Genomic DNA, 14,275 nt, shown 5'->3' on the forward strand with positions numbered 1-14,275 from the left:
GCCCCGGTGCACCCATCCGGGGTCCCCATGCCCCGGTCTTCCGGCCCCGGTCTCCCGGCCGAAAGGGCCCGCGAGCCCGACATGTCCCGTCGATCCCAGAGGAGTACAGAGATGAAGCGCACGCTACTGGCCGGCTTCGCCCTCGCGGCCGGCCTTGCCTGGGCCGGATCGGCGCAGGCCCAGATCAAGCTCGGCGTGGCCGGCCCGATCACCGGTGCCAACGCCGCCTTCGGCGCCCAGCTCAAGAACGGCGCCGAGCAGGCCGTGACCGACATCAACAAGGCCGGCGGCATCAACGGCCAGAAGATCGTCCTGGTCATCGGCGACGACGCCTCGGATCCCAAGCAGGGCGTCTCGGTCGCGAACAAGTTCGCCGCCGAGGGCGTGAAGGCCGTGGTCGGCCACTTCAACTCGGGCGTCTCGATCCCGGCCTCCGACGTCTACGCCGAATCCGGCATCGTCGAGATCACCCCGGCCTCGACCAACCCGAAATACACCGACCGCAAGCTGTGGAACACCTTCCGCACCTGCGGCCGCGACGACCAGCAGGGCGCGGTCGCCGGCACCTGGCTGGCGGACAAGTTCAAGGGCAAGAACATCGCCTTCGTGCACGACAAGACGCCCTACGGCCGCGGCCTCGCCGACGAGACCCTGAAGACCTTGAAGTCCAAGGGCGGCAAGGACGTGCTGTTCGAGGGCATCAACCCCGGCGAGAAGGATTATTCGGCGCTCGTCTCGAAGCTGAAGCAGGCCAAGGCCGACGTGGTCTATTACGGCGGCCTGCACACCGAGGCCGGCCTGATCGTGCGCCAGATGCGCGACCAGGGCCTCAACGCCCCGCTGATGAGCGGCGACGGCATCACCGACAAGGAATTCGCCCAGATCGCCGGTCCGGGCGCCGACGGCACGCTGATGACCTTCTCGCCGGATGCCCGCAAGAACCCCAACGCCAAGGACGTGGTCGCGGCCTTCAAGGCCCGCAACATCGATCCGGAGGCCTACACCCTGTACTCTTACGCCGCCGTGCAGATCCTGAAGGCCGCGATGGAGGCCACCAAGTCGACCGACGGCAAGAAGGTCGCGGCCTACATGGCCGAGGGCAAGCCGTTCAAGACCGTGATCGGCGACATCTCCTACGACAAGAAGGGTGACATCACCCGTCCCGACTACGTGATGTACATGTGGAAGAAGGGCGGCGACGGCCGGATCGACTATACCGGCAACGAGCTGACCCAGTAACGATCACGAGCCTTCGGGCCGGCCCGGCGTTCCCCGAGCGCCGGGCCTTTTTCCGTTGACGAAGCCGTGCGTGCGTCACACGCGCGGCTTGCGCGTCCCTTCGCCTCACCTTACATGCACAGCGAGCGTTACAAGGCCATCAGCGCGCCCGGCATCTCGGCCGAGCACCCGTACGGCCGGCCGCGTCGCGATCGAATTCCGAAGATGTGCTCCCGGCGGCGCCGACCGCGACGGCGACCCGGGTGGAGAGTGTGAATGGCGAAAGAAGAGTTGATGCAGTTCGACGGTCTCGTGCTCGAGATCCTGCCGGACGCACGGTACCGCGTGCAGCTCGACCAGGGCCACGAGATCGTGGCCTACACGGCCGGCAAGATGAAGAAGAACCGCATCAAGACTCTGGCCGGCGACCGGGTCACCGTCGAGATGTCGCCCTACGACCTGGAGAAGGGCCGTCTGGTGTTCCGTCACAAGGACGAGCGCTCCTCGGGCCCGCGCCCGCCGTTCCGCGGCGGCAGCCAGTTCCGCCGGCGCTGATCCGTCCTCCACAAGACCTGTGTCTGCGCGGGGCTGGGGTGAGAACCCTGGCCTTTTGCGCGTCTTAAAGAGGCTCTGCCATGACCCGTCCCCTGGTGATCGCCCCCTCGATCCTGTCGGCCGATTTCGCCCGGCTCGGCGAGGAAGTCCGCGATGTCGTCGCGGCCGGGGCCGACTGGGTCCATATCGACGTGATGGACGGCCACTTCGTGCCGAACCTCACCTTCGGCCCCGTCGTGGTGAAGGCGCTGCGCCCGCACACGAGCGCCGTGTTCGACGTCCACCTGATGATCGCGCCGGCCGATCCCTACCTTGCGGCCTTCGCGGAAGCCGGCGCCGACATCATCACGGTCCATGCCGAGGCCGGCCCGCACCTGCACCGCTCGCTCCAGACCATCCGGGCGCTCGGGAAGAAGGCGGGCGTGGCGATCAATCCGGGCTCGCCGGCGAGCCTGGTCGAGCCGGTGCTCGACATGGTCGACCTCGTCCTGTGCATGACCGTCAATCCGGGCTTCGGCGGCCAGAGCTTCATCGGGTCGGTCTGCGAGACGGTGTCGCGGGTGCGCGCCATGACCGCGGGCCGCGACATCGATATCGAGGTCGATGGCGGCGTGACGCCGGAGACGGCGCCGGCGGTGGTGCGGGCGGGGGCGAACGCCCTCGTCGCAGGCTCGGCCACCTTCAAGGGCGGGCGCGAGGCCTATGCCGATAATATCGCGGCGATCCGTCGGGTGGCGGAGGGCGCTGCGGGGCAGTGGGTGTGACGAGGTCCCACCTGTTCGCACGCCGGAGCTTGTCTGATCTCCATGTCATCCCGGGGCTCGCCGAAGGCGAGAACCCGGGATCCATAACCGCTGACGTCGGAGACAGTAGCAGCTAACGTTCCGCCTCGTCCTGGACCGTCAGCGGTTATGGAATCCGGGTTCCGCTGCGCGGCCCCGGGATGACGTAGCGAGTTGGAATTCGCGTCGAGTCAGCGCCCAACGGCGTGCCGGACAGGCCGGGAGCGATACTCGCGGGGATGGCGCGGCGGTGCCGCCTCGGCGGCGATCCGCGCCGCCCGCCGGTCGAGCCGGGCGGCCGACCGGCGCAGGCCGACCACGCCGAGCGCCGCCGCGCCTCCGACGAGGCAGGGCACCAGAACCAGGGCGTAGGTCGTCAAGCTCATCATCGCAGGTTGGTCAACGTCAGCCTCGCACCGAAGTGTAGACCAACGCCGAGCACGAACCAAACGGCCATCAGCGCGAGGGCGGGCGCAGTGACGCGGCCCGTCGTCGCCATGGCGGCGGTGAGCGGGGCGACGATGCCCGTGATGGTGAAACCGGCCGCCCCGATATTCATCAGGTTCGCGGTCAGCTTCACCTGCTCGTTGTGGACGAGGATGTCGCGGGCGAGCCGCAAACGCTCCTCGTCGTCTTCGTCCTCACCCGCTCCCTCGGGTTGCAGCCCGCCCGCCATGCGCGATCCGAGCCCGGGTCACGGGCGATTGGCTTTGGGATAGCCCCGCGGCGCCATCGCGCCGGTACCGCCGCGATGGCCGACCCACCTCGCCAGTTCCTCGCCGGCTTCCGAGCGGGTCCGCCCGGCGCTGTCGGGCCAAGTCAGGCCGTCGGCGAGGCGGAAGATCACCACGGAATCGAGCGTGCCGTCGCGGTACTTCTGCAGCCGCACGCCCTTGCCGCGGACCATCTCGGGGATCTCGGCGAGCGGGAAGACCGTCAGCAGGCGGTTGGTGCCGCAGACCGCGACGTGGTCGCCCTCCCCCACTTCGAGGACGAGGCTGGCGGTGGCCGGCTCGTCGAGGCCGATCACCTGCTTGCCCTTGCGGGTATTGGCGACGAGCCCGTCGGCGGGGGTGACGAAGCCGCGCCCGTCGGTGGTGCAGAGCAGGAGCTTCACCCCCGGCTTGTGCGCCCAGACGGTGACGATCTCAGAACCCTCATCCATGTCGACCATCAGGCGGATCGGATCGCCGAAGCCGCGCCCGCCGGGGAGCTTGGCCGCCTCCAGGGTGAAAACCTTGCCGTTCGAGGCCAGCACCAGGATCTTCGCGGTCGTCTCGGTCGGGAGGCTGACCTTGAGGGTGTCGTCGCCCTTGAACTGGACGCCCGAGAGGTCGGCGACGTGGCCCTTGAGCGCGCGGATCCAGCCCTTCTGCGACACGATCACGGTGATCGGCTCGCGCTCGACCATCGCCTCCGAGAAGTCGATGCCGGAGGTGTCGGGCGGGTTCTCCAGGGTGGTGCGGCGGCGGCCGAGGGGGGTCTCGGGACCGTAGGTCTTGCGCACGGCCCGGATCTGGGTCGCGATCGACTTCCACTGCTTCTCGTCGGAGCCCATCAGCCCGTCGAGGTCCGCCTTCTCCTTGGTCAGCGCGTCGTGCTCGCGCTTCAGCTCCATCTCCTCCAGCTTGCGCAAGGAGCGCAGCCGGGTGTCGAGGATGGCGTTGGCCTGCAACTCGGTGAGCTCGAAGACCCGCATCAGCTCGGCCTTCGGCTCGTCCTCCTCGCGGATGATCTGGATCACCCGGTCGAGGTCGAGATAGACGATGAGCAGGCCGCCGAGGATCTCGAGGCGGCGCTCGATCTGCGCGAGGCGGTGGCGCGAGCGGCGCTGCAACACGACCCGGCGATGGTCGAGCCACTCGCGGAGCGCCTCGGCCAAGCCGATCACCCGGGGCACCGTGCCGCCGACCAGCACGTTCATGTTCAGCGAGATGCGGCTCTCCAGCTCGGTGAGCCGGAACAGCGATTCCATCAGCACCACGGGATCGACGGTGCGCGAGCGCGGCTCCAGCACCACCCGCACGTCCTCGGCCGATTCGTCGCGCACGTCGGCGAGCAGCGGCAGCTTCTTCTCCTGCAGAAGCTCGGCCATCTTCTCGATCAGCCGGGCCTTCGGCACGCTGTAGGGAATCTCGGTGACGACGACGGCCCAGGTGCCGCGGCCGAGATCCTCCTTCTGCCAGCGCGCCCGCACCCGGAAACCGCCGCGCCCGGTGCGGTAGGCCTCGGCGATCGAGGCCGCGGAATCGATGACGATGCCGCCGGTCGGGAAGTCCGGTCCCTTGACGAAGGTGGTCAGCTGCTCGGAGGTCGCAGCCGGGTGGGTGATGAGGTAGAGCGCGGCCTCGCACAGCTCCGCCGCGTTGTGCGGCGGGATCGAGGTCGCCATGCCGACGGCGATGCCCTGCGAACCGTTAGCGAGCAGGTTCGGGAAGGCCGCCGGCAGGACGACCGGCTCCTCTTCCTGCCCGTCGTAGTTCGGACGGAAATCGACCGCGTCCTCGTCCATCCCCTCGAGAAGGAGACGGGCGACCTCGGTCATCCGGCACTCGGTGTACCGCTGGGCCGCCGGATTGTCGCCGTCGATATTGCCGAAATTGCCCTGGCCGTCGACGAGCGGGTAGCGCTGGGCGAAGTCCTGCGCGAGCCGCACGAGCGCATCGTAGACCGCGACGTCGCCGTGCGGGTGATACTTGCCGATCACGTCTCCGACGACGCGGGCGCACTTCTTGTAGGCGCTGCCGGGATCGAGGCGCAGCAGCCGCATCGCGTGCAGGATGCGGCGATGCACGGGCTTGAGGCCGTCGCGGGCATCGGGCAGCGCCCGGTGCATGATCGTCGAGAGCGCGTAGGCGAGGTAGCGCTCCTCAAGCGCCGCCTTCAGGTCGACGTTCTCGATCCCGTCGCGGTCGGAGGGTGGCTCGAAGGGCTTTCCCATGGGCGGACGTCAACTCACGGTTTCGGCGGTCTCAAGATGAGAACATAACACGAACATGCATCGATTGCCAGGAGGGCGAGACAACTCCTCCGTGCGTTCGATCGGTGCCTTCGCGTGCGCGAAGGCGCCCGGCGCATCGGCGCCGGCGCCCGTTCGGGCTTGCCTCCGCTCCGGCGAACGCTCTGCATTCGCCGGAGCGGGGGAATCACGTGGCCCCGGCGGTGCCGAGCGCGACGAAGCGCACCCGCTCCTCCGGCTCGGCGAGGTCGCGCGGGCCCCAGATGTGCTGGTCGAGGAAATAACCCGTTAAGGTAAACCCTTGCTTGATCTCCCGCTCCGTCGGCACGTTGAGGCCGCGCCGGTCGGGGCGGTCGACCAGGAAGTCGGGGAGCGCGAGCAGCCGGTCGCGCCAGGGCTCGCCGGCGGCCGCGCTCACCGCCCGCCCGCTCTTCGGCGAGACGTAGGCGAGGTACTCGTTGGTGCCGGTGGCGGCGCAGGCCGAGAGGTCGAGGCCGAAGCCGAGCTCGGCGAGCATCGCGAGCTCGAAGCGCACCATCAGGGCGGGGGCGATCGCGGGCTCGTGCAGGTGCTCGATCAGCACGGCTGCGGCCGCGTACAGGGCGGGATGCGGATCGCGCTCGGGCAGGAGCCGCAGCAGGCTTGCGGCGTAGCCGATGCCGTAGAGCGCGAGGCGCGAGCCGATCAGCCGGGCGCTGGCGCTCGCGATCGGCTCGACCGCGTAGGAGCCCAACCCCTCGTCGAGCCGCGCCCGCCACACCGCCCGCACCAGGTTGCCGGGCTGGAGCACCGGCTGCATCCGCCGCGAGCGCCCGCCATGGACGAGGCCGAGATGCCGGCCGTGCTCGGCCGTCATCAGTTCGAGGACGACGCCGGTCTCGCCGTGCCGCCGCGCCCCGAGTACCAGCCCGTCATCCGTCCATTGCATGGGACGGTCAATAGCCGCTTGGGGGGCGGAACTGAACCAGAATCTTGCATCCAAAACTATTTGTTTCGGCTCGGCCAAGCAGACCAAATTGGGGTGTTTTCCATATATTATCGGCAAAAAATAAAAATAATCGCTATAATCATAAATTTAAAATCAAGGAGACGCTGGGTTTTGCGGACCAAATCGATCATTGCTATCAAACTGCCCTAGAAGACGCTTATTAATAACATCAAGAGCCTCTTTTGGAATGCTCTGAGCATAAGCAAATTTTCCGCGCTCTCCCTTCCAAACACCATAATAACTTAGCGCAATTACCTTTCCTGTTGCGAGATCTACGAGTGGACCACCCGCCGAGCCGCCCGAAGTACTGATGTCGGTCGTAATGAGAGGCGCCTCTTCCAGAGCACCTTCGAACTCCCCGCTGGGTCCTTTTTGGCCGACAGCAAGGATTCGGCCAGGCATAAGGCGTTTGCGGCCGCCAACCCCTCCGAGCAGTCGGTTCATAAATTCGATTGGCAAGCGAAGGTCCGGGTATGGAAACCCCATTACGTAGACATAACGACCTGTGAGCTCATTCGCCGTCGGCAGGGGCTGCCAGAACGAAACAGGTGGAGCGAGAACAGGATCATGATTGCTAATCTCGGCAATAATTATTTTCCTTAAGCCAATTTCGCCAGTATAGACAGTTTTGCCGACCTTCATGCATTGATCTGTATTGCCATCTCCAGGGCAAAACATCAAATCGCCTCTTTCTATAGATGTCTCGCCGCCGGCATAATCGATTACATATGCAGCGGTCATCACAAGTCCTGGAGCAACGATGAAACCCGTCCCAGAGCGACTATCCTTGTTTCCACGGAAAACGCCTGTAGAGGCTGAGACGGCCATGCTATCGGTCTCATGACGACGGAGCAGTCCCGCCCAGTTGTCAGGAGGCTCTGTGACCTTTCCGCCTTCGATGATCAGTGCAGGTCGAGCGAGCGCCAGCGCGGCCATCCGCTTCTCGTCCGGCGGGAGATTGCGTAAATCCTTACTGAGCATCGCATATTGAACTCGATCTTCCTGAACGTCAACGAGTTCACCGTTTGTGCGAGCGTCCTCCGGCAGTAGCTCAAGGAGATCAGCCCTGAGGCGGTAGAGTTCGGGGTATATGGATCCGGCACCATAGTGATTCTTCAACTGCATTGCGCGTCTTCGTACAAGCGCAGTCTGTTCTTTGTCCAGTCCTGATACGGTTGATGATTTATCGCGCAATGCAAACAGATCATTCAGTGCAGTAGAAAAATCGCAGAACTGCTGACGCGGAATAGCTGCAAACTTGCTATCGACACCGACTGCGCGTGCCCACGACAGCAAGCATGCAATATAAGCGGCAGATTCTTGCAGGCTTGGTTGACTAGGGATGAGAAACTGACTGAGGGGTAGGCGCTCGCCTGTCGGGGTTGGTGCGTTAGGCCAATCGATGGCAGCAAGCACCGAACCGCTACGAATTGTTACGTGACCGCTAATTTCGTTGGGCGCCAGAAATGCGCGTCGTATAGTCGTCAAAATTTGACGAATATTGACGTTCTGTATCGTGATCTCAATTCCCTCTAAAGCTTCCGGCGGCAAAGAGAGCGGCAGGCTTCCTGGCAAGGCGTAAGTCTGATCCGAAGATGCAGCCGTGACGTTTCGTGTCTGATATTCGCTCATCTGCCGGACGAGCATGGCCTGCGCACTGACAATTCGCTTGGAGAACGCAATACTGGCGTCTTCATCCTTGCCGGTGTCAGACATTACCTCGAATCGGCCAATATAAATTTGCGGATCCAGCCATACTTTCCACAGTTCGCGGGAAAGCATCGCGATCAGTCCAACAAGGATAGCTGTGTATATTAACTTTGCGATAAGCGCGCCCACGAAAGCCCTCATTTCTTAAATGCGAGTCATATGAAATTCCAAATAAATCTTCGGACTCTTATATCACGAGTCTCCCGAAATTTGCGCGAATTCAGCCTTCTCTTTGGAAGCAACGAGTTATGAATCATATGGCATCCTAGCTTGTTTGTCGCAAAAGGTAAACCTTATGAATCACCAATCGACCGGTAGGAGCCGAAGTCGAAATGCCTGCCTTCAGGTGAAGAGTCCCAATGGTCAATTTCCTGAGGCACTGCGAACCGTCGAGCCGATAGGTTTTAAGGTCAACGCTCGCACGACTGCTTCAAGCCGGCGGCAATAGCACCGAGAACCACATCCGGGTCCCACGCCCCGGCTCGCTCGTGACGCCGATCTGCCCGCCCATCAGCTCGACGAGGTGGCGGCAGATGACGAGGCCGAGCCCGCTGCCGCCGAAGCGGCGGCGGATCGATTCGTCGCCCTGGCCGAAGGGCACGAACAGCCGCTCCTGCTGCGCCGCCGACATGCCGATGCCGGTGTCGCTCACCGTGAAGAGCAGCCGCCCTTCCCCGCCCCGCGCGGTGTCTGGGCTCACCGCCAGGACCACCCGGCCTGCCGGCGTGAACTTGACCGCGTTGGTGAGGAGGTTGAGCAGGACCTGCCGCAGGCGCCCGACATCGCCGAGCACCAGGGTCGGGGTGGCGGGGTCGCGCAGCACCTCCACCGCCACGCCCTTGCGCGAGGCCGCGCCCCGGGCGACGGCGGCGGTGCCCTCCAGCAGGTCGGCGAGGAGGAAGGATTCCGGGTCGAGGGCGACCTGGCCGGCCTCGATCTGCGCCACGTCGAGCACGTCGTCGACGACCCGGATCAGGATCTCGCCGGCCTCCTGGACGGCGGCGAGGTGGCGCAGAGTCTCGGGCTCGCGCGAGCGGCTGAGCATGTGCTCGGTATAGCCGAGGACCGCGTTGAGCGGGTTGCGGATCTCGTGGCTCATCATCGCCAGGAAATCCGACTTGGCGCGGTTGGCCTGCTCGGCCCCTTCCTTGGCGTTGGACAGGGCCTGCTCGGCGCGCTTGCGCGCGGTGATGTCGAGGGTCAGGCCGACGATGCGGCCGCTCAGGCCGTGGGCGTCGTCGAGGACGCGGCCGAGGCTCTGGATCCAGCGGGTGCCGCCGTGCTCGGCCGTCACCCGCACGTCGACGGAGAACGGGGTGCGGGTGGTGACCGCCTTGGTGACCGCGTCCCACAGCATGGCGCGGTCGTCGGCATGGACCAGCCCGGTCCAGGCCGAGGAGGTGATGATGCAGGCCTGCGCCGAGAGGCCGTGCAGGCGCGCGCCCTCCGCCGAGAGCGAGAGCGCGCCGGTGCGCATGTTCCAGTCCCACAGGCCGACGCCGGCCGCCTTGTGGGTGAGGAGCAGCAGGTTGGTGGTGGCTTCCAGCGCCTGGTTGTCGGCCACGACGTCGTCGACGTCGGCGGCGGTCATCATCCAGCCGGTGATGCCGGCGCCCTCGCGGATCGGCACCACGTCGGTCTGGTGCCAGTGCCAGCGACCGCTGGTGTCGCGCAGGCGGATCGTCAGGTCGTAGGGCTGGCCGGAGCGGATGGCGGAGCTGCGCGCCGCCGCAGCGCGGTTGCGGTCCTTCGGGTGGATCACGCTGTCCCAGCCGTCGGGCTCGCCGAGGCTGGAGCCGATCTCCCGCGCCGCCCGGTTGGCGAAGCGGACCGCCCCGTCGCGGTCGAGCATCCATATCTTCTGCGGCAACGCGTCGAGGATCAGGCGCGACGGCAGCCCGCTCATCCCCGGTTCGCTCTCCGGAAGCGCACGGCCGAGGGCACCGCCCGGTCTGTCGACCGGGATGCCCGCGATCGGGTGCGCGGTCCGCGCCGTCATCAGCTCTCCTACGCCATCCGCGCCGAGCGTGAGGTGGCCGGCACCCGCGTGACGCCCGGGCGCGACCACCGTCGCGCCGCGGGCGCCGCCCGCGCCCAGCCGAATCGGGTAAATCCCGAATCCTGCTTCTGCTAACCCAAGGACGCGATTTGTCCAAGAGCCTGACGCCGACTCCAAAAGCTTTCCCGGGCAAAATCGCCATCGGGCCATGATCTGCCAGAGCAGCATCGAAATCATTTCGGCACTTGCCGCCACGGAACATCGAATAGGGTGGCGCTCCGAATGGAGCCGCGGCTGCACAGTCCTGGGTGGTAAGGGTGCGGACGAAGGCACCCTTAAGGCAAGTAGATGTTAACCATCGTCGTCCGGCTGGCGTCGCGGAACCGCGTCATCGCGGGCGGGCGGCAAGATCAGGGCAGGCCGCCTCCTCCAGACGCGCGGCGATGCGATCCCGCGCCGCACCATCGAGGCCGAGATGGACTCCGTCCGGCGATCGGCCCGTGCCGGCCGCGTCGCGCAGGTCCGCGAAGGCATCGACGAAGCGGCAGCCGGCCCGGGCGCATTCCTCCGACAGGATCGCCGAGTAGGCCGGCGCGGCGGCGACGTCGTAGAACTTCGTCACCCCGGGCCGCGCGGCGTCGAAGGGCGGCACCGCGGTGGCGACGACGCGCCGGGCGCGGGGCACGAGCTCGGCGAACAGCGCCCTCGCCTCCTCGCGGAACTGCCCGGCCGCGGCGTCACGGCCGGAGCGCTGGCGCTGGGTGAGGTCGTTGGTGCCGATGGTCACCACGACCACCTCCGGCGGCCGGGGCAGCGCGATCCAGTCCGCGACCGCCCGCAGGCCGGAGATCCGCGTGCCGGCGATGGCGGCGTTGACGGCCGGATGCCCGCACAGGGTCGGCAGGTGGAGGCGCTCCATCTGCGAATCGCCGAGGAGCAGCCCGTAGGGCCCGTCGATCTGCTTGAGTTCGCTCGAGACCGCGAAGGCCCGGGCCTCGCGAAAGGCCGCCACGCCCTGCCCGCCGCCGGCGCGGTGCCGGGTCACCAGGAGCGCGCCGGTTCCCAATGCCAGCGCGGCCGCGATCAGGCCGATCGCCATCTTCGTTCTCGTCTGCACCCGTCCTCGCGTCCGATCCCGACGCCCCCGCGCGCCGTACAAGCGCCCGCGCCCGCCGCGAGTCAATCGCCGGCCGCCCCGACGTCTCGCGGGATTTCGCGAGGTTATCCACAGGACGCCTGTTTTCCACCGACATCTTCACGCCTGATTCGGTGGTTCTGATCATGGTTGAGGGCAGGTCATCGGAGAGCCCGTGCCATGATGCCAGTGGAGATCGACCCGTCGGAGGTGCGCCAGCCGCGCCCGGACCCGCACGAGAGCGTTCGCGCGCGCCTCGGCCGTCCGGCGATGCTGGCCGCCCTGGCCGTGGTCGGGATCGGCGGCTGCGCCGGCCTCGCCGCGGCGGCCTATCCGACGATCAGCGACCTGCTGCGGCCGCGCCCCCCGGAGGTCCATTTCGGCCGCGTCGCCGAGATGCCGGAGATCAAGGACGGTGTCCCGGCCCTGCGGACGACGCCAGTGCGCCAGGTTCCCATCGTTCAAGCGCCCGCCGCCCCGGCGGCGGGCGTTCTAGCATCGGCAGCACCCGCCGCCCTGCTCGATCCGGTTTCGACCGTGGCGACGGCGCCGCCGCAGAGCGCTCCGGTGGCGGGTTCGCTCGCACAGACCTCGCCGGTGCGGGGCTCCTGGTCCCCGGCCTCCGACGTGGCCGCGACCGGCACCGCCGCGTTCCAGCCTGTACCCGCCACCCCGAAGGCGCCGCAAACGCCCCGGCCGGCCCCCGTCCGCGAGGCCAAGGCGAACGTCGAGGCCGCGATCCCCCGCGCCGTCCCGGCGCCGCGCGAACCCGCGCCGCTGCCGCCGGCCCGGGCGGTGCAGGCCAAGGTCGAACCCAAACCCGTCGCCCCGCCGCGCGCGGCGACGGCCGAGCCAAAGGCGACGCCGAGGCCCGCGCCGGCCCGGGAGGCCAAAGCCGAGCAGGTTAAGGCCGAGCCGGCCAAGCCCGCCCCGGCGAAGCACACGACCGAGAAGCCGGTCGCCCGGCGGGAGAAGCCCGACGCGCACCAGCGCAGCGCCGCCGCCCAGCCGGCCGCGGCGCCGGCCGCAGAAGAGCCGACCCGCTTCCTCGGCGTCCCGATGCCCGATTTCGCCCCGGCCGGCCGCGCCATCAAGGAGACGGTCGACGCGGTGATCTCCCTGCCCAGCCGGCTGTGACGACCGGCCGGCGCGGGCCGGCCGTCAGCCGGCGCGGGCCGGCCCTCAGCCGGCCCTGCCCGCCCCGTCCAGCACTTCAAGCACCAGCGCGTCGCGGTGCGGGCGGCCGTACTCGTCGGTCGCCTCGACGGTGAGGCGGTGGGTGCCGGGCTTCAGGTCCCGCGGCAGGCGCGCGACCCAGAGATGCGAGCACGGCTCGGCCTTCACCCAGGATTTCTTCGTCGCGGCGTTGCGGGCGTAGAGCGCGGCGACGAACGGGTCGGGCCGGCGCGTCCGGGTCATCGCCACGGGCGGCCCGTCGCCGACCCGGAACGACACCCGGCTGCGCGGCCCGCCGTCGAACAGGTTGACCACCACGGTGGTGCCCCCCGCGCTCTCGGCCGGGATGGTGGCGCCGAGCAGCTCGTAGAGCCGCGTGTCGGGCAGGCGGGCGAGGTCGTCGGCGTGGAACTGGCTCTCCAGCACGATCCGCATCTGGCGCCCCGCATCGTCGCTCGCCGGGACGTAGCGGGTGTTGATGGACCGCCCGCCGGTGACGCTGAGCAGGTGGAATCCGTGCGGCGTGCCGTCCCGGCTGTCGGCGGTGGCGATGCCGCGCCGGTCCGGCGGGCCGCTCCACCACGAGCCCGAGACGGCGGTGAGCACGTGGTGGTGGTGGGCGTCCTCGCCGGTCGCCCCTGGTCGTCCATCGGGTCCGAGATAATGGTGCTCGGTGGTGTGGGTGTGGCCCGAGACGCTGAGGGACGGGCGCCCGGCGAGGAGCCGCAGCAGCTGCGCCCGGTCGGCGGTGCTGATGCCGGGATCGTCCGGCCCGAGGTCGCTGGCGAGCGGGATGTGCATCGCGACCACGACCGGGCGGTCGGTGGGCGTCAGATTGAGCAGGTTCTCCACGAAGGCGAGCTGGCGCTCGCCGATCCGGCCCTCGTAGCGCCCGCCCCGGGTTCCCGTGGCGGTGTGGGCGCCGAGGTAATGCACGTTGTCGAGCATCAGGAAGAGAACGCCGCCGTATTCCAGCGCGTAATACGGCGCCCCGAAGCTGCGCTTGAAGGTCTCGCGGGAATGGCGGGCGTCCGGCGCCTCGAAGTTGAGGTCGTGGTTGCCGCCGAGATGGAACCACGGCAGGCCCATCTGGGCAATGAGGCGGTTCTGGCGCGGATAGAGCGAGAGATCGTCGAACAGCACGTCGCCGGTGGTCATGCCGAAGGCGATCCGGTTCGAGGCGTCCCGCATCCCGAGCACCCGGGCGATGGCGGTCTCGCGCACGAAGGTCAGCTCGGCGTGGCTCTCGGGCTGCGGATCGGTGAACAGCACCACGTCGAAGTCGCCGGCTTCCGGGCGTCGCACCAGGCCGAAATCGACGGAGGCCGGCAGCGGCCCGGTCGGCGCGATGCCGGGATAGCGCAAGGCGAGGTCCGGCGGCGTGCCGGCCGGTTGGTGAATGTACGAGAACAGCGGCAGGCCGTCGGGCCCCGTAGGCAGGCTGAAGCCCGTCGGCTTGATCACGAAGATCACCGCCTCGTCGCCGACCGGCAGGGTGTAGCGCCCGTCCGCGCCGGTGCGGACCACCTCGCGACCGTTCGAGACCAGCACGTCGGGCAGGCCCGGATCGTCGGGCCCGCGTCGCCCCCGGCCGCCCCGGTCCTCGTACACGACGCCGGTGACCTGTCCGGCTCCCTGACTCGTTCCCGGCGCGCCCTGCGCCCGCGCCGCGAGGGGGGCGAGCGCCAGGGCCGTGGCGCCGGCCAGGGTGGTGCGGCGGGTCAGGGTGTGGTGGTCCGTCATCGCGGTCTCG

The 14,275-nt window shown here is 67.9% G+C and carries 12 protein-coding genes; 4 read left to right on the plus strand and 8 right to left on the minus strand.

Features of this window, described 5'->3' with window-relative positions; all coding sequences use genetic code 11:
- Positions 1 to 111: 111 nt before the first annotated feature.
- From BM430_RS22935 to rpe, 3 genes are all read left to right on the plus strand, one after another.
- A complete protein-coding gene (locus tag BM430_RS22935) occupies positions 112 to 1,239 on the plus strand; it encodes a branched-chain amino acid ABC transporter substrate-binding protein (RefSeq protein WP_093569567.1) in 1,128 nt (375 codons plus the stop codon).
- 255 nt (positions 1,240 to 1,494) lie between these two features.
- Positions 1,495 to 1,773, plus strand: a complete 279-nt coding sequence (gene infA / locus BM430_RS22940; protein ID WP_048429304.1) for a translation initiation factor IF-1 — start codon at positions 1,495 to 1,497, stop codon at positions 1,771 to 1,773.
- Between the two features lie 80 nt (positions 1,774 to 1,853).
- Entirely contained in the window at positions 1,854 to 2,537 is a 684-nt protein-coding gene (rpe, locus tag BM430_RS22945; RefSeq protein ID WP_093569568.1) for a ribulose-phosphate 3-epimerase, read from the plus strand.
- Between the two features lie 209 nt (positions 2,538 to 2,746).
- Here the strand turns inward: rpe and BM430_RS22950 are convergent, their stop codons facing one another.
- From BM430_RS22950 to BM430_RS22980, 7 genes are all read right to left on the minus strand, one after another.
- Entirely contained in the window at positions 2,747 to 2,935 is a 189-nt protein-coding gene (locus BM430_RS22950; protein ID WP_143132105.1) for a hypothetical protein, read from the minus strand.
- Between the two features lie 5 nt (positions 2,936 to 2,940).
- Positions 2,941 to 3,231, minus strand: a complete 291-nt coding sequence (locus tag BM430_RS22955; RefSeq protein WP_093569570.1) for a hypothetical protein — start codon at positions 3,229 to 3,231, stop codon at positions 2,941 to 2,943.
- A gap of 18 nt (positions 3,232 to 3,249) precedes the next feature.
- A complete protein-coding gene (gene parC / locus BM430_RS22960; RefSeq protein ID WP_093569571.1) occupies positions 3,250 to 5,496 on the minus strand; it encodes a DNA topoisomerase IV subunit A in 2,247 nt (748 codons plus the stop codon).
- 205 nt (positions 5,497 to 5,701) lie between these two features.
- A complete protein-coding gene (gene recO, locus BM430_RS22965; RefSeq protein ID WP_093569572.1) occupies positions 5,702 to 6,442 on the minus strand; it encodes a DNA repair protein RecO in 741 nt (246 codons plus the stop codon).
- Between the two features lie 153 nt (positions 6,443 to 6,595).
- Positions 6,596 to 8,341: a S1 family peptidase gene (locus BM430_RS22970; RefSeq protein WP_177303143.1), complete on the minus strand. Its 1,746-nt coding sequence runs from the start codon at positions 8,339 to 8,341 to the stop codon at positions 6,596 to 6,598.
- Between the two features lie 301 nt (positions 8,342 to 8,642).
- Complete coding sequence (locus tag BM430_RS22975; protein ID WP_177303144.1) at positions 8,643 to 10,211, minus strand: PAS domain-containing sensor histidine kinase; 1,569 nt, start codon at positions 10,209 to 10,211, stop codon at positions 8,643 to 8,645.
- A 388-nt stretch (positions 10,212 to 10,599) separates the two neighbouring features.
- Complete coding sequence (locus BM430_RS22980; RefSeq protein ID WP_093569574.1) at positions 10,600 to 11,310, minus strand: SGNH/GDSL hydrolase family protein; 711 nt, start codon at positions 11,308 to 11,310, stop codon at positions 10,600 to 10,602.
- Between the two features lie 216 nt (positions 11,311 to 11,526).
- Between BM430_RS22980 and BM430_RS22985 the strand changes: the two genes are divergently transcribed.
- Positions 11,527 to 12,483: a hypothetical protein gene (locus tag BM430_RS22985; RefSeq protein WP_093569575.1), complete on the plus strand. Its 957-nt coding sequence runs from the start codon at positions 11,527 to 11,529 to the stop codon at positions 12,481 to 12,483.
- A 45-nt stretch (positions 12,484 to 12,528) separates the two neighbouring features.
- On the opposite strand, the gene BM430_RS22990 is transcribed toward BM430_RS22985, so the two are convergent.
- Positions 12,529 to 14,265 carry a calcineurin-like phosphoesterase C-terminal domain-containing protein gene (locus BM430_RS22990; RefSeq protein WP_093569576.1) on the minus strand — a complete coding sequence of 579 codons (1,737 nt, stop codon included), beginning with the start codon at positions 14,263 to 14,265 and terminating at the stop codon, positions 12,529 to 12,531.
- Between the last annotated feature and the right edge of the window lie 10 nt (positions 14,266 to 14,275).

The sequence above is a fragment of the Methylobacterium sp. 174MFSha1.1 genome (assembly GCF_900116815.1).
Classification (GTDB): Bacteria; Pseudomonadota; Alphaproteobacteria; order Rhizobiales; family Beijerinckiaceae; genus Methylobacterium.